Origin of the sequence: Campylobacter sp. RM19072 (assembly GCF_024723485.1) — a bacterium.
Taxonomy (GTDB): Bacteria; Campylobacterota; Campylobacteria; order Campylobacterales; family Campylobacteraceae; genus Campylobacter; species Campylobacter porcelli.
This window is the reverse complement of record NZ_JANQCU010000012.1, coordinates 23,699-38,020: the sequence shown is the minus strand read 5'-3', so window position 1 is coordinate 38,020 and position 14,322 is coordinate 23,699. Positions and strand designations below refer to the sequence as shown.

General features: G+C 33.9%; 17 protein-coding genes and 1 other RNA gene. 11 read left to right on the top strand and 7 right to left on the bottom strand.

All coding sequences use genetic code 11. The features are described from left to right. Nucleotides 1–126 precede the first annotated feature (126 nt). Genes CSUIS19072_RS06680 through CSUIS19072_RS06670 form a run of 3 tightly spaced genes read left to right on the top strand, consistent with a single transcriptional unit; the run spans nt 127 to nt 1,646 of the window. Nucleotides 127–597 carry a glycoside hydrolase family protein gene (locus CSUIS19072_RS06680; protein ID WP_086237836.1) on the top strand — a complete coding sequence of 157 codons (471 nt, stop codon included), beginning with the start codon at nt 127–129 and terminating at the stop codon, nt 595–597. A 48-nt stretch (nt 598–645) separates the two neighbouring features. After that, the gene (locus CSUIS19072_RS06675) at nt 646–1,227 is read left to right on the top strand and encodes a Panacea domain-containing protein (RefSeq protein ID WP_086237837.1); all 582 of its coding nucleotides are present in this window, start codon (nt 646–648) and stop codon (nt 1,225–1,227) included. Further along, nucleotides 1,224–1,646 (top strand): hypothetical protein, encoded by a 423-nt coding sequence (locus CSUIS19072_RS06670; RefSeq protein ID WP_086237838.1) that lies wholly within the window; start codon nt 1,224–1,226, stop codon nt 1,644–1,646. Before CSUIS19072_RS06675 ends, CSUIS19072_RS06670 begins: the two co-directional genes overlap by 4 nt. A gap of 22 nt (nt 1,647–1,668) precedes the next feature. Here CSUIS19072_RS06670 and CSUIS19072_RS06665 read toward each other — a convergent pair whose 3' ends face one another. The 3 genes from CSUIS19072_RS06665 to CSUIS19072_RS06655 all read right to left on the bottom strand — a co-directional run bounded on the left by CSUIS19072_RS06665 (nt 1,669) and on the right by CSUIS19072_RS06655 (nt 3,849). Beyond that, entirely contained in the window at nt 1,669–2,829 is a 1,161-nt protein-coding gene (locus CSUIS19072_RS06665; RefSeq protein WP_086237839.1) for a tyrosine-type recombinase/integrase, read from the bottom strand. Between the two features lie 203 nt (nt 2,830–3,032). Further along, nucleotides 3,033–3,394: a transfer-messenger RNA gene (ssrA, locus tag CSUIS19072_RS06660) on the bottom strand. A gap of 38 nt (nt 3,395–3,432) precedes the next feature. Further along, a complete protein-coding gene (locus CSUIS19072_RS06655; protein WP_086293678.1) occupies nt 3,433–3,849 on the bottom strand; it encodes a phosphorelay protein in 417 nt (138 codons plus the stop codon). 83 nt (nt 3,850–3,932) lie between these two features. Here CSUIS19072_RS06655 and panB point away from each other — a divergent pair, with 83 nt between their 5' ends. Genes panB through CSUIS19072_RS06615 form a run of 8 tightly spaced genes read left to right on the top strand, consistent with a single transcriptional unit; the run spans nt 3,933 to nt 10,288 of the window. Then, nucleotides 3,933–4,727: a 3-methyl-2-oxobutanoate hydroxymethyltransferase gene (gene panB, locus CSUIS19072_RS06650; RefSeq protein WP_086293680.1), complete on the top strand. Its 795-nt coding sequence runs from the start codon at nt 3,933–3,935 to the stop codon at nt 4,725–4,727. Next, on the top strand, nt 4,711–5,016 hold the full coding sequence (locus CSUIS19072_RS06645; protein WP_086293682.1) for a rhodanese-like domain-containing protein: 306 nt from the start codon (nt 4,711–4,713) through the stop codon (nt 5,014–5,016). The genes panB and CSUIS19072_RS06645 overlap by 17 nt, the downstream gene beginning before the upstream one ends. A gap of 16 nt (nt 5,017–5,032) precedes the next feature. Then, nucleotides 5,033–6,061 (top strand): Holliday junction branch migration DNA helicase RuvB, encoded by a 1,029-nt coding sequence (ruvB, locus tag CSUIS19072_RS06640; protein WP_086237843.1) that lies wholly within the window; start codon nt 5,033–5,035, stop codon nt 6,059–6,061. Beyond that, nucleotides 6,054–7,091 carry an AI-2E family transporter gene (locus CSUIS19072_RS06635; RefSeq protein ID WP_086293684.1) on the top strand — a complete coding sequence of 346 codons (1,038 nt, stop codon included), beginning with the start codon at nt 6,054–6,056 and terminating at the stop codon, nt 7,089–7,091. Before ruvB ends, CSUIS19072_RS06635 begins: the two co-directional genes overlap by 8 nt. Next, a complete protein-coding gene (locus tag CSUIS19072_RS06630) occupies nt 7,088–8,155 on the top strand; it encodes an MlaE family ABC transporter permease (protein WP_086293686.1) in 1,068 nt (355 codons plus the stop codon). The genes CSUIS19072_RS06635 and CSUIS19072_RS06630 overlap by 4 nt, the downstream gene beginning before the upstream one ends. Continuing rightward, nucleotides 8,152–8,877 (top strand): ABC transporter ATP-binding protein, encoded by a 726-nt coding sequence (locus CSUIS19072_RS06625; protein WP_086237846.1) that lies wholly within the window; start codon nt 8,152–8,154, stop codon nt 8,875–8,877. The genes CSUIS19072_RS06630 and CSUIS19072_RS06625 overlap by 4 nt, the downstream gene beginning before the upstream one ends. A 3-nt stretch (nt 8,878–8,880) precedes the next feature. Continuing rightward, nucleotides 8,881–9,756 (top strand): MlaD family protein, encoded by an 876-nt coding sequence (locus CSUIS19072_RS06620; RefSeq protein ID WP_086237847.1) that lies wholly within the window; start codon nt 8,881–8,883, stop codon nt 9,754–9,756. Continuing rightward, on the top strand, nt 9,722–10,288 hold the full coding sequence (locus CSUIS19072_RS06615; RefSeq protein ID WP_086293688.1) for a hypothetical protein: 567 nt from the start codon (nt 9,722–9,724) through the stop codon (nt 10,286–10,288). The genes CSUIS19072_RS06620 and CSUIS19072_RS06615 overlap by 35 nt, the downstream gene beginning before the upstream one ends. A gap of 177 nt (nt 10,289–10,465) precedes the next feature. Here the strand turns inward: CSUIS19072_RS06615 and CSUIS19072_RS06610 are convergent, their stop codons facing one another. The 4 genes from CSUIS19072_RS06610 to CSUIS19072_RS06595 form a co-directional block, all read right to left on the bottom strand. Further along, nucleotides 10,466–10,705: a hypothetical protein gene (locus tag CSUIS19072_RS06610; RefSeq protein ID WP_086237849.1), complete on the bottom strand. Its 240-nt coding sequence runs from the start codon at nt 10,703–10,705 to the stop codon at nt 10,466–10,468. Next, the gene (lgt, locus tag CSUIS19072_RS06605) at nt 10,662–11,441 is read right to left on the bottom strand and encodes a prolipoprotein diacylglyceryl transferase (protein ID WP_086237865.1); all 780 of its coding nucleotides are present in this window, start codon (nt 11,439–11,441) and stop codon (nt 10,662–10,664) included. The genes CSUIS19072_RS06610 and lgt overlap by 44 nt, the downstream gene beginning before the upstream one ends. Nucleotides 11,442–11,463: 22 nt before the next feature. Further along, on the bottom strand, nt 11,464–12,015 hold the full coding sequence (locus CSUIS19072_RS06600) for a hypothetical protein (RefSeq protein WP_086237850.1): 552 nt from the start codon (nt 12,013–12,015) through the stop codon (nt 11,464–11,466). Nucleotides 12,016–12,176: 161 nt separating this feature from the next. Beyond that, nucleotides 12,177–14,315: a heavy metal translocating P-type ATPase gene (locus tag CSUIS19072_RS06595; RefSeq protein ID WP_236847931.1), complete on the bottom strand. Its 2,139-nt coding sequence runs from the start codon at nt 14,313–14,315 to the stop codon at nt 12,177–12,179. Nucleotides 14,316–14,322 lie beyond the last annotated feature (7 nt).

Below are 14,322 nucleotides of genomic sequence, written 5' to 3'. Positions count from 1 at the left end.
AGAATGACTTAATAGAAGTGAAAAATAGCACCAGAGATACGCAATCAATCCTACAAAGCATTAGGTCAGCTCAGGCAGCTAGAAGACAAGAGAACAACATAAAACTAAGAGATTAAGGAGTGCAAGATGAGTTTAAGTAAAGATGGATTAAATGAGCTTATAAGTGAGCTTAAAGTTGAAGAAGGTTTTAGAGCGAGTATATATCAATGCTCAGAAGGAGTTGATACTATCGGTTATGGCTTTAATGTAAAGTATCTAACCAAAGATGAAATAGCTCTAAATGATGGCGTTATAGAGCCAATGAGCGAAGAAGTTGCTACTCAAATTTTAAATCGTAAAGTTAAAAAGCTTATAAAGAGTGTAGATGAAATTTATAGTTGGATAGACAGTCTTCCTGAAGTGGTAAAAATAGGTATCTATGATATGATTTATCAATTAGGTATCAAAGGCTTTGGTAGCTTTGTAAATACGCAAAAGTATCTAAAGCTTTTAGATTATTCTAAGGCTATAGAGAATATCAAAAACTCAAAATGGGCTAAGCAAACTCCAAGGAGAGCTAATAACTTAATTAAGAGATTAGAGAGGGCTAGGGGCTAAACTCAGCCCATTTGTGGTATAATTACACTAAATTTCAAGGGCGATAAAATGGATGAAGTAAGAGCAATTATACAAGCCTTGCACTATTTAATAATAAAAGCAAGTCAAAATGAAGATAAAATAGCAAATCGGATGGCTATTTTAAAGTTATTTTTTTTCGCACAAAGATATCATTTAAGAGCTTATGGTAGATTAATAGCAAAAGATAAATTTATAGCTATGCCAAATGGGCCAGTAGCTAGTATAGCATTGGATATCATGAAAGAGCATTATTACCAAATTTTAACAGATGATAAGGAGTATGCAAAAGGCTTAATAAGAAGCTATGATAAATTTAATGTTAAAGTTATAGATGATATTGAAGATTATGATGAGCTTAGTGAAACAGATAAAGAAGCGCTAGATTTTGCTATTGAAAATTTTAGTCAATATGGAGAGTGGGAGCTTGTAAATTTCACTCACGATTATTATGAGTGGAAAAAGCATGAAAATGAGCTTAAAACAAAAAAAAGCGTAGATATGAATATATTAGATTTTTTTAGTGATAATCCTGAAAACAGCCCATTTGAATGTATCCCTAAAGAGCAAGTAGAATTAAATAAAAAGTGGTTTATTGGGGATTTTGAGTGACTATTAGTGAGCTAGAAAAAGCCATAGCTAACCCACATAAATTTATAATACGATATAGAGACCCTGAGTTTGTAAAGAATAATCCTAAAGTAGCAGCACATATGTATATAATTATTCCATATAATGATGATAATATGCTACTTTTAAATATGATAACTTCATCGCTATTTGCCAAACGCACAAACAATCAGGCCTATTTAGAATGTATTATAGATATCAAAGCTGGAGATTATGATTTTATAACTAAAGATTGCATTATAGACTGCAATCAATGTTTTTTAAAATCAAAAAATGAACTTATAGATAATGCGACATTACAAGAGTGTGATGAGATGTCGCAAAATTTTTTAAATGAGTTAAAAAACAGAATTAAGCAAAGCCCAGTAGTGAAGAAAAAGATTAAAAAGCATATTTTATAATATTTATATTTTAAAGGCTTTATTAACTATTTTTATCTAATAAAAGCCTATCTAAATACTCTCCCCACCACTGCATAACTTTACGCATATACTCTATCTGCTTTGAGCGGTTATATACTGCTCTTACGCTATTTTTATCTTGATGAGCTAGGCAACGCTCTATTATCTCGCTACTTTGTTTATGTGCCTCTAAATTTTCGTGAGCTAATGTGCTAAACATAGCTCTAAATCCGTGAGAGACAAGCTCATCTCTTCTGTATCCCATACGCCTTAAAGCGGTATTTAGCGCATTTTCGCTTAGCGGTCTTAGATCGCTTTTTAAACTCTTAAATAGATATCCGCCCCAGCCTTGAAGCTCTTTATATTCGTTTAAAATTCTTACCAAACTTGTGCTTAATGGCAACTCAAATTCACGCTTCATTTTCATTTTATTAGCTGGTATTGTCCAAATTTTACTCTTTAGATCTATCTCATCCCAGTGAGCAGACCTAGCGTTAAATGGCCGCACTGCGCTATAAATTGCTAATTTTAGAGCGTATTTGGTGGCTATATATCCGTTATATTCATCAATGCTTATCATTAAAGCTTTTATATCTCTATCTTTTGTTAGTGTGGGGTAGTTTTGCTTATTAACTGATTTAAATGTATATTTGTAGTTTATATCAGTTGTGATATTTCTTGTGATGTGATTAGCGGATTTATAGACTTGAGAGATTAGGTTAAAGAGCCTTTTTGGCGTATCAGAGCCATTTTCAAACTCTTTTATAGCCTCTATTATATCAAGCGTTGTTATCTTACTTATATCCATATTTAGCAGTTTTTTAGGCTTTTGTAGCAAAATTCTATCACGCTTTATACTACTTGGCGCTAGCGTGGCACTCTTAATCTCTAGCAATCTATCAGCCAAATCCCCAAATGTAGCGCCACTATTTTTTAAGCTCTCGCCAGATTTTAGGCGACTTAGCATATCAAATGCTATCTCTTTTGCCCTATTTAGGCTAATATCCCCATACTCACCTATAGCTAGGCGTATTTTATTAGCTTTGTTTTCAAATTCAAAATATTTATTTCCACTTGGCATAACCCTAACCATCAATCCACAATAGCTACAGCTTTTGCGATATATCTTATCTGTTGGCTTTAGTGATTTTAGCTCTTTATCTGTCATTGGCTTTTTATGCATTTTTTGCTCCAAAATAAATTTACTTACAATTTTGTAGATTTTGAGCAATTGTAAGTAAAGTTGTAAGTAAAGTTTATTAAAAATAGTTAAATAAAATAAAATAAAACTAATTAAAAATAGTATAAAAAAGGGTATTAAATCTCGATAAATAGGGGTTTTATAAAAATAAACGAAAATAAATAAAAAGGGATAAAAAATAAAAATGGTGGAGGTGTGCGGGATCGAACCGCAGTCCAAAAATAACAAACCCACAGCCTCTACATGCTTAGCAGAAGTGAAATTTTCACTCAGCCTTGCTCACTTCCCAAAACAACTAGCCAAGCTAAGACTAAAATTCGCCTTGATACTCGTCAAATACCAAAACTACACTATCTAAGGATTACTCGCTTGTTTAGCTAGATAGTATCGCCAAATAGCAAGGCTCAACTGAACTTACGCAGCTTTAGCGTAAGCAGGAGCGAATTTAACGTTGTTTGCGTTTAATTTTAATTTAGGCTTTTTAAGCTATGCCAAAAGCTGCATGCCACCGTGACCTCACTACTCCTGTCGAAGCCAAGTCACCCCCATAAAAGGCTGGAATAATACTCAAATTTAGCTTAAAAATTAATTAAAAATTTTATTTGGAATGGCGATGATTTTGGGATTTAATATCCTTAAATATATCTCATCATTTTCTATATCATCTAAGTAGCCTTGCAATTGATCCACTACTAAAAGAAGCCAATCTATTAGCTCATTTGAAGCAGTCGCACCTGTAGTGTGGCTGGATTTTAATCTACTTGTAATATCTTCTACGATTGTTGTTAATTTGACTATTTGATCTAGTTCTAGATATTGACTTGCGGTTTTGAGATTGTGAAAAATTCTATAAAGCTCACTGCTACTATCATCAAATTTATCGCTATGGCTTAAATTTACAATGAGTTTATCAAGAGTGCCATTTATAAATCCAAAATGAGTAAGATAATCTTCTATAATGTCTAATTCATAGTTTGCTTCTAATTCTTTTAATAAACCCATCGCTTGCTCTTTAGATTTTTGTCAAATTGTAACAAAATTTAAGTTAAATTTAGTAAAATATTTCAAAAAATTAAAGGAAATGTGTGAAAAAAGTAACAATAGGCGATTTGATCGCTAAGAAAAATAGGGAAAAAATCGTTATGATTACGGCCTATGATGCTTTGTTTGCTAGGCTTTTTGATGATTATGTGGATATGATTTTAGTAGGCGATAGTCTAAATATGAGCTTTGGTGGTAAAAATGAGACTATAGGGCTTAGCGTAGATGAGATGATATATCACGCAAAAGCCGTTCAAATGGGTGCTAAGAGAGCGTTTTTGGTCGTGGATATGCCTTTTGGCTCAACTATAACACCAGAAATTACATTAAAAAATGCTGTGAAAATTTATAAAAATACTCTTTGCGATGCTGTGAAAATCGAAGGTTCAAAAGAGATGGCTCAGACGATAAAATTATTAAATCAAAATGGAATTGCCGTTATCGCTCACATAGGTTTAAAGCCACAACTTTCAAGAAAAGAGGGCGGATATAGGGTCGCTGGAAAAGATGAGAATGAGGCAAATGCTATTATCGAAGATGCCTTGGCCTTAGAAGCAGCCGGGGCAAAAATGGTGCTGATAGAAGGGGTGCCAAGCCATCTAGCAAAAAGAGTTACACAAGCTCTTAGTGTGCCTACTATCGGTATTGGAGCTGGAAGCGATACTGATGGGCAGGTGCTGGTATGGAGCGATGCGTTTGGGTTTTATGATGAGTTTAAGCCTAAATTTGTCAAGAGATATTTAGATGGGGCGAATTTGATTCGTGAAGCGATGAAAAAATACGCTGATGAAGTAAAAAATATTAAATTTCCAAGTCAAGAATATGAATATACAAAATAGTAAAATAGTAGATATTCGCTTGCCTAGCGAGTGGCTTGAGTTTGGGATATTAAATGGATCGCATTTGATTACTTATGCGAATTTAAGCGGTAAGGTTAATCCGCTATTTGTAAGCTCTATTGAGAGTATATTTAAAAAAGATGATGAATTTTATCTAATGTGCGCTACTGCAACTCGCTCTAAAGATGCGTTAAAACTGCTTAAAAAGCATGGTTTTAGCAATGTTAAAGAGATTAGGGGTGGGGCGTATTATTATGAGAAAATGGGTGCGAAATTTGATAAATTTTGAGTTATAGGACTGGGATTTGGATAGGATTGTAGAGATTGAGAGAGTTAGCTTTGATGCTGAGTATGAGGTTAGTTTAAGGCCTTCAAGTTTTGCTGAATATATAGGTCAAGATAAGATTAAGGCAAATTTAGAGGTTTTTATAGCTGCGGCTAAAAAGCGTGGCGAGTGTCTAGATCACGCCTTATTTTATGGGCCTCCAGGACTTGGGAAGACCACTTTGGCTCATATCATTGCTTCTAAGATGGAGGCAAATATCAAGATAACTTCAGCCCCAATGATAGAAAAAAGTGGCGATTTGGCTGCGATTTTGACAAATTTAGAAGAGGGCGATGTGCTATTTATAGATGAAATTCACCGCCTTAGTCCAGCTATTGAAGAGGTGCTTTACTCAGCTATGGAGGATTTTCGGCTTGATATTATCATAGGTAGCGGCCCAGCAGCGCAGACAATCAAGATTGATATTCCTAAATTTACTCTAATAGGTGCTACTACTAGAGCTGGTATGATCTCAGCACCGCTTCGTGATCGCTTTGGAATGCAGTTTAGATTGCAGTTTTATAGTGCTGATGAGCTAGGAGAGATTATATCCTTAGCAGCAAATAAATTAGGCAAGGCTACTAGTAAAGATGCTAGTTTAGAAATAGCAAGGCGTAGTCGTGGAACGCCTAGAATAGCACTTAGATTGCTTAGAAGAATTAGGGATTTTGCTGAAGTGGCCGATGAGAGCAGTATCAGCTCTAAAAGGGCTAAGATGGCGCTTGATAGCCTAGGAGTAAATGAGCTTGGATTTGATGAGATGGATCTAAAATATCTTAATATCTTAGCATACTCTACTCGTGCTTTGGGGCTTTCTACTATAGCTGCAGCTTTGAGCGAAGATGAGGGCACTATAGAAGATGTTATCGAGCCATATCTATTAAGCAATGGGTATATACAAAGGACAGCAAAGGGTAGAATACTAAGCGATCAAACTTATAAAATTTTTGGCAAACAGCCACCAAAGCATATGATTAATGAGTCTGATAAAGGGCTTTTTGATGAGTGAAAAATTACGCACTAGCAAGGTATTTTACTCTGGATTTTTGCTTGTTTTATTGGCGGCTTTATTGTATCTTTTTAAAGATTATTTGATGACTATGTCAATTGGGATTTTGCTAGCTATATCAACTCTAAGCATTCAAAAATTTAGCCTAAAAATAAGCAAAAATAGCCAAATTTTAGCCACTATCATTACTATGATTATCCTTTTTGCTATATTTTGTTTGCCATTTTTTTATCTTATATTTTCATTAATAAAATATATCTCAAATTTAGATATAAATACCATAAATGAAACCATCAATCAGATTAAAAACTATAATATTATAATTTTGGATAAATTTGGATTTTTAGAGCCAAAAATTGTAGATTTCTTAGCTAATTTGGATTTAGAAGGGGTGGCGAAAAAATCCATAGAGTATCTTAGCTTAACCCTTAATAATGGCGTAAATTTCATTGTAGATATGGGATTTATTATGATATTTATATTTTTTACTCACTATTATGGGGCTTATCTTAGTAGCTATGTGGCAAGTGTAGCGCCGATTGCAACTAAGGAGATAAAAGAGATATTTAGCGAAGTGGCAAATACTATGAGTGTGGTATTTTACTCCACAATTGCTAATATGCTATTACAAGGGGTTTTATTTGCTTTGATAGCTAGCTTTTATGGATATGATGGGGTGCTATTTGGGGTTTTATTTGCTTTTGCTTCGCTGATACCATTCGTGGGTGGGGCTTTGGTTTTTGTGCCACTTTGTATATATGAATTTGGTGTATCTGGATTAGCTAATGCCCTTATAATCGCAATTTATACTATAGTTGTAATATCTATTTTGGCCGATAATTTTATAAAGCCTTTGATTATTAAATTTATTAGCTTTAGGCTTATTGGGAATAAGGCTAATATCAATGAGCTTTTAATATTTTTTGCTATGATGGCTGGGCTATCTAGCTTTGGATTTTGGGGGATTATTTTAGGGCCAGCGATTTTGACGCTTTTTATAGCTTCTTTTGGGGTTTATTTAAAAAGATGAGTAAATTTGAGTTTGATGGCGATATACTGCGTCTATTTGGAAGATGGGATTATAGGATTAGCAAAGATGATTTAAGGAGATTAAAAGGCTTAAATCCATCTAAGATTGATCTTGCTAATTTAGAGCATATAGATTATGCTATGGCTATATTTTTTAGTAAAAATTTGGGCGAATTTGAGCTTATTAATTCTAATGATAAATTTAATAAAATTTTTGCTTTAGTGCGTGATAAGCGGATTTTAAATTTAGCAATTGACAAGTCAAGGGATATAAATTTAATTGAGCAAGTTGGCAAATCAATCATCGATATACGGCTTAATATTATAAATTTTTGTATATTTTTAGGGCAGTTTTTGTTTGTGTTGATCGCTGGATTTAAAGAGCCATTTAAGATTAGATTTCAAGAGCTTTCTAATCATATTAAAACTGCTGGTTTTGGGTCTGTGGGGATAGTGGGGCTTACTAGTTTTTTAATTGGTGTGGTTTTAGCCTATCAAGGTGCTAGTATGCTTAGTCAATTTGGTGCTAGTATCTATGTGGTGGATATTATGGGGATAATGACCTTGCGTGAGGTTGGGCCGCTTATTGCTGCGATTGTGATAGCTGGTAGGTCTGCTTCTAGCTATACAGCGCAAATTGGCGTGATGAAGATAACTGAAGAGATAGAAGCTATGAAAACTATGGGCTTTGATCCATTTAAATTTGTTGTTATGCCTAGGATTATGGCACTTATCATCGCTGTGCCTTTGGTGGTCTTTTTAGCCAATGCAATTAGCATTTTAGCCCAGATGATAGTGTGTAAAATATATTTAGATTTTAGCTTTTATGAGTATTTACAAAGATTTAAAGAGAGTGTGGAGCTAAGGCATTTTTTTGTAGGGATGATTAAGACGCCGTTTTTTGGTGCTGTAATTGGACTGATTGGTTGTATGAGGGGATTTGAGGTTAGTGGGAGTACTAGTAGCGTAGGTTATCTAACTACTAAAAGCGTGGTAAATGCGATATTTTGGATTATTGCATTAGATGCGTTATTTTCAGTGATTTATACAGAGCTTGGCGTATGATAGTTGGTAAAGATATAGTAACTACTTATAATGATAGAATCATTAATGATGGGGCAAATTTTCATATAAAAAGTGGTGAGATTTATGGTCTTTTGGGTGGGTCTGGAAGTGGTAAAACCACGCTTTTAAAAACCATGATATTTTTAAAAAAGCCAAGTAGCGGAAGTGTGAAGATTGGCGGGGTGGATATTTGGAGAGCATCTTTAAAAGAGCAAGAGAGCATTAAGTTACAAATGGGGGTTATGTTTCAGTTTGGGGCGCTTTTTAGTAATATGAGTGTTTTGGATAATATTGGAATTATGCTTAGGGAGTATAGTGAATTTAGCCAAAATGATATAGATGAAGTGGCTAAAATGTGGCTTATAAAAGTTGGATTAAAACCAAATGCGATGAGTCTGTATCCTAGTGAGTTAAGTGGTGGAATGAAAAAGAGAGTGGCGTTAGCTAGGGCTTTAGCACTTAGTCCAAGGGTGCTATTTTTAGATGAGCCAAACTCCGGACTTGACCCTATAAGTGCTAGGGCGATGGATAGATTGATTTGTGAAATTAGGGATAGCTTGGGTGTTACTATAATTATGGTAACTCACGATGTAGATAGTATATTTAATATTTTGGATAGATTTTTGATAGTGGATAATAAGAAGATTGTATTTGAGGGGGATTTAAAACAAGCTTTGGAATTTAAAGACAATCCATTAAAAGATCTATTTATGATGAGGTAGGATATGGAAAATAGAAATTCATACTTTATAGTCGGGCTATTTTTTTGCTTAGTTGTTGGCTTTATGGGGGTGTTTTTACTCTTTATGCAAGGGCATAATGGTAAGGATATGAGAGATTATTATATCGTTACAAAGGAGCTACCAAATGGGATTAAAAAAGATAGCGAAGTTCGCTTTATAGGGGTTCCAGTAGGATATGTGAAGGATATTTATTTTAGCAATCCAAGTCTAGCTACTATTGAAATTTGGCTTAGCGTAGATGATAATTTACCTATAAAAATCGATAGCAAAGCCATTGTAGAGAGATCTGGTATTAGCGGGATTGCTCATATTAATATCACAAAAGGTAGCGATGAGGCTAGGGTATTTGATAAAAAAGAGCGAGCCGAGCTTATGATGGGTGAGGGCTTATTAGATAAAATTGGCTCTAAAACGGCAAATTTGACAGATAGCTTAGATAGGATTGCAAATAAGATTGATATATCTTTAAAGCAAGAGAATATAGATAAATTGATAAATTCGATTGATCGTCTAAATTCGCTTATGAATGTCATAGCAAGTTATGAAAATTTGGAGAAAATTGATAATATTATCTCAAATATAAATGGCATAACTAGCGATTTAAATGGGGCAAATTTACAAAATGTGATTTTAAATTTAGATAAAACTATAAATAGCGTAGGTGGGACTTGGGCTAGTATTGATAGTAGGGTCAAAGATGGACAAATGGATTTTAAATCCATCGTTGCCCCGACTTTGAATTTAGCCACTGATAGCATTTCGCAGCTAAATGATCTATTAATTCAGATAAAAAATAATTTAAATAATTTGGAGGATAATCCTTATGAGTTTTTCTTTAAAAATAGAGATGATAAGTAGAATTTTTGCAAGTTTAGTTTTAGCATTTATCCTAAGTGGCTGCCTGGCTAAAGATGCTTCAAAATTAGATTACTACGAGCTTGGATATGATGAGAGTAATAAAAATTTAATTTGCGATAGACGAGCGGATACATTTATACAATTATCATATATCAAGGTACAAAATGGCTACGATAGCAGAGATATTATCATTAAAGATGGTATTAATATATCTAAAATGGAAAATGTAAAATATATCTCCAGCCCAAAAGATATGCTTAAGAAGGCCTTTGAGCTATATCTATATAATAACTGCCATTTAAAGCTAAGTAGCCAAGCGAAATTGCAACTTGGCTTAAATATAATTGAGATGAGTATTAGAGATGATTATGCTTTTATCCAGATTGCTTTAGAGCTAAAAGATGGCGATAAGATGGTATTAAGCGATATAGTAACAATCCAGCAAAATTATGAAGCCAACCCTATAAATGCTCTAAATTTAGCCTTAAACAAGGCTTTAGAGCGTATTCATAGCTTGGTATTGGGATTATAAATTTAAATTTGATCTGTTGATAATGCTATTTGCGGTGAGATATTTTGCTATTTTTATATAGATTAAGGTGGTTAAATTAATATTAGCGTAAGGTTATACTAAATCTAGCTAATATTGTAAAGCTGAATTTAAACAATATTATAAAATCAAGCCTAGAAATTTAGGCTTGAGAGATTATTATTCAGGTTTTACAGTCTCTACGATCTCTTTTTGACAAGTCTCCATATCCACTTGTTCTAAAGTAGCGATAATTCCCATACCCACAACCATCCAACTACCACCGCTTGGCTGTTTAAAGCTAGTAAATTTTGTCCCCTTTTTTGAATTTAAATAGCTTAAAGTGGCTAAATTATCATTGCCACTATATCGGCCTCTATTTTTTAGTAAATTTAAGCCAAAAGTATAGCCAAAGACCAAAACCAAACATAATAATAGATAGAATTTGCCCCATACTTAGCCCAAATGCTACAAACCCAATACCAAAATCAGGCTCTCTATAAAATTCACAGATAAATCGCATAATCGGATAAAGCATAGCATAAAGGGCGATTAATTCGCCATTAAATCTCTTATAACGCCTATAAAGGTATAAAATAATAAATATCGCCACCCCTTCAAGCACAGCTTCATATATCTGACTAGGATGGCGAAGCGCTCCAGCACTCATCACACCCCAGCTTACATCCGTTACACGACCTATTAACTCTTGATTTAAAAAGTTACCAATCCTGCCAAATATATAACCCAAAGGCACACTAATAGCCACAAGGTCTAAATATAAAAGTATATTTTGTTTAAATACACGGCAAAATAGCAAGGTAGCAACGACAAATCCGATCACCGCACCATGATAGCTCATACCTCTAATCCCTACAAATTCACCATTAGCAAAGGGATTAAATATCTGCCATGGATGAGTAAGGTAGTATAGTGTATTTGGGTCATATATGATGATATATCCTATTCTAGCTCCCAAAATTACGCCAATCTCAACCCAAAAAAAGTAGCTGTCCAAAAGTGAATTTGAGATAGCAATCTTATCTTTTTTGACAAAATATTTAGCAGCCCAAAGTGCGATTAATAGGGCTAAAACATACATAATTCCATACCAATGCACATTTATTCCAAATAGGCTAAATGCCACTGGGTTCATATTTAAATAGATTAAATTCCAGCTATTTAATATCAATTTTAAGCCCCAAATTTACCTTAATTGTTTTGATGAAGTCTATTATCAATTCAGCCATAGCTTGATAATATGGCGTTTTGGCGTTATATCTTAAAAATTTAGCAAATAGTATAAGGCTAGGAAGGAAAAAATCTACCAAATACAGCCCTAGCAAAGCGTGGGTTTTATCATTTGTGTCATTTTTAAATATCACTCCAAGAAGTGAAAACATATTGGATATATGCGTATCTCGAAGGTGCGAAAAAGGCTTATTAAAATTTATCTGTTTATAAAAATTATTAATATCTTCATCGCTGATTTGCTTAAAAAATTTTAAAGAACAAGCACCCTTAAAGCTATCTAAATCCGCTACAATCTCACTAGCAGTGCAATGCGATAAGGTTTTGGCTAAAAGCTCATTGCCTTTAGCATTTTCTGGATTTTGTGTTTTTAAAACCCAATTTGGCTTTAGTTTTTTAAGAGCTTCATCTGTGATGGCATTTGCAAAATTAGTTGCAAAAATCATACAAATCATGGAGTATGCGTCAGCTACTTTCATAAATTTCCTTAAATTTTTGGCTGATTTTAGCTAAATTTTGCTTAAAACTCAGACAAACTTTTAATTACATCTATGTTATATTTTTAAATTTCGATTATGGCGTTATCAATTTTACTATCGTATTGATAAAAACGCATCAAGATTAAAGCGAATAAAGATAATTAAATTTTACTAAGCTTTAATCTTAGTGAGTTTAAAACTACGCTAATAGAGCTAAGACTCATAGCAAATGCTGCCCACATAGGTGTAAGATGAATTCCAAAAGATGGCTCCAAAACCCCAGCGGCAATAGGTATACAAATGGCATTATAGCCAAATGCCCATATCAAATTTTGCTTTATGGTATCGCTACTTTTTTTGGCTAAATTTATGCTTTTTATCACGCCATTTAGATTATTTTGCATTAAGATTATATCTGCACTATTTTTAGCTAGATCACTTCCAGAATTCATCGCTATTGATATATCAGCACTTTTCAAAGCAGCGGCGTCATTGATCCCATCAGCGATGAAAGCGACCTTGCCAGACTTTTTTAATCTCTCTATAATCTCATATTTTTGCTGTGGTAAAACCTCGCTATATACCATCTCTATTCCAAGCTTTTTGGCTACTTCGTTGCTTATTTTTTGGTTATCTCCACTTAGGATAACAGGGGTGATATTTTGCGATTTTAGAGTATCTATAATCTCTTTTGCCTCAGGTTTTATAGTATCGCTAATTGCGATATATCCGCTAAACTCGCCACCTATTGCTACTAGAACTATGCCATATCCGACTTCTATTTTTTGCTCTATTATAGCTTTATTATTTTCATCTATGAATACTGAATTTAAGCTTAATAATCTCTCATTACCAATTAAAATATTATCGCCTTTAATCCCAAGCCCACTGATATACTCAAATTTAGCTTGAAATTTGGTATCTACAAGCTCTTTTGCGTATTGTGCTATTGCTTTTGAGATTGGATGAGAGTTTAATGATGAAATGCTAGCTACTAAAGATAAACTCTCTTTATTTAAATTTGTCTCTATCACGCTAATATCGCCAGTTGTGATTGTTCCAGTTTTATCAAATACAGCAAATTTGAGATTGCTAAACTGCTCTAGAGCTGCTGGATTTTTGATTAAAATGGAGTGTTTTAAGGCTAAAGATATAGCGCAAACTATAGCAATTGGAGTAGCAAGTCCAAGTGCGCAAGGGCATGAGATTATTAGCACACAAATCGCACTCAAAGCACCTTGAAATGGCATACCCATAATCGCCCATATACAAAATGTAACCACTGCTATAGCCACTATGCTAGGGACGAAAATATTTGATATTTTATCTGCTAGTTTGGATATGGCTAATTTTTTGCTTGCTGCGGTTTGTATAAGCTCTAATATCTGTGCTAGTAGGGTTGAATTTGGGCTTTTAGTAACTTTTATTAGTATATGGCCATTACAAACCAAAGTCCCACTATAAACCTCTTGAGCTATACTGCGATAAACAGGCAGACTCTCGCCATTTATAGCACTTGTATCAATCTCAGCTCCACCATTTTTTATCACCCCATCGCATGGGATTATGGAGCCTGTTTTGACTAAAACTATATCACCAATTTTAAGCTTACTTGCTACTATCTCCTTAGCACTGCCATCGCTTGTGATGATAAAGGCTTTGGCTGGACTTAGGTCGATTAAGGCTTTTAGATGCGATGAAGCCATAGCTTTAGCCTTACTCTCTAGGTATCTACCAAGCAAGACAAAAGAGATAATCATAGTCGCACCGCTAAAGTAGAGGTAGTTTAAATTCAATGGGATATAGCTATTAAAAATTGTCGCAAAAATAGAGTAGCAAAAAGCACAAAAAGTGCCTAAAAATATCAATACATTCATATCATAATTTCGCTCTTTTAAGCTTTTTATAGCATGCCAATAAAACCCAAATCCACAATAAAACACCCCAATAGCGGCCAAAATAGCCATTAACCACGCTAAATCATACTGGCTCATCTCTATCCACATTAAAATCACGCTTATAATTATGGAGATTATAAATTTATTTTGGTAGCTTTTTAGCTCCTTTTTTTGGGCTATTTCTAAATCACTTTGACTACTTTGTATGCTAAATCCAAGCTTAATAATCTTATCTTTAAGTGCTTGGATATTATCCTCTTTGTCATATTCAAATACACCGCAATGAGTGTTAAAATCGATATTTGCAGATTTAATTCCTGGTATTTTTAAGGCAGATTTGGCGATGGAATTTGCACAATTTACACAGCTCATTCCGCTAATTTTTAGCTCAATCTTATTCAAGTAAATT

Excerpts from the sequence above, each read along its gene's own strand:
- CSUIS19072_RS06680 (WP_086237836.1), top strand. The coding sequence starts at position 127 with ATGAGTTTAAGTAAAGATGGATTAAATGAGCTTATAAGTGAGCTTAAA.
- CSUIS19072_RS06675 (WP_086237837.1), top strand. The coding sequence starts at position 646 with ATGGATGAAGTAAGAGCAATTATACAAGCCTTGCACTATTTAATAATA.
- CSUIS19072_RS06665 (WP_086237839.1), bottom strand. The coding sequence starts at position 2,829 with ATGCATAAAAAGCCAATGACAGATAAAGAGCTAAAATCACTAAAGCCA.
- CSUIS19072_RS06655 (WP_086293678.1), bottom strand. The coding sequence starts at position 3,849 with ATGGGTTTATTAAAAGAATTAGAAGCAAACTATGAATTAGACATTATA.
- CSUIS19072_RS06645 (WP_086293682.1), top strand. The coding sequence starts at position 4,711 with ATGAATATACAAAATAGTAAAATAGTAGATATTCGCTTGCCTAGCGAG.
- CSUIS19072_RS06635 (WP_086293684.1), top strand. The coding sequence starts at position 6,054 with ATGAGTGAAAAATTACGCACTAGCAAGGTATTTTACTCTGGATTTTTG.
- CSUIS19072_RS06630 (WP_086293686.1), top strand. The coding sequence starts at position 7,088 with ATGAGTAAATTTGAGTTTGATGGCGATATACTGCGTCTATTTGGAAGA.
- CSUIS19072_RS06625 (WP_086237846.1), top strand. The coding sequence starts at position 8,152 with ATGATAGTTGGTAAAGATATAGTAACTACTTATAATGATAGAATCATT.
- CSUIS19072_RS06620 (WP_086237847.1), top strand. The coding sequence starts at position 8,881 with ATGGAAAATAGAAATTCATACTTTATAGTCGGGCTATTTTTTTGCTTA.
- CSUIS19072_RS06615 (WP_086293688.1), top strand. The coding sequence starts at position 9,722 with ATGAGTTTTTCTTTAAAAATAGAGATGATAAGTAGAATTTTTGCAAGT.
- lgt (WP_086237865.1), bottom strand. The coding sequence starts at position 11,441 with ATGAACCCAGTGGCATTTAGCCTATTTGGAATAAATGTGCATTGGTAT.
- CSUIS19072_RS06600 (WP_086237850.1), bottom strand. The coding sequence starts at position 12,015 with ATGAAAGTAGCTGACGCATACTCCATGATTTGTATGATTTTTGCAACT.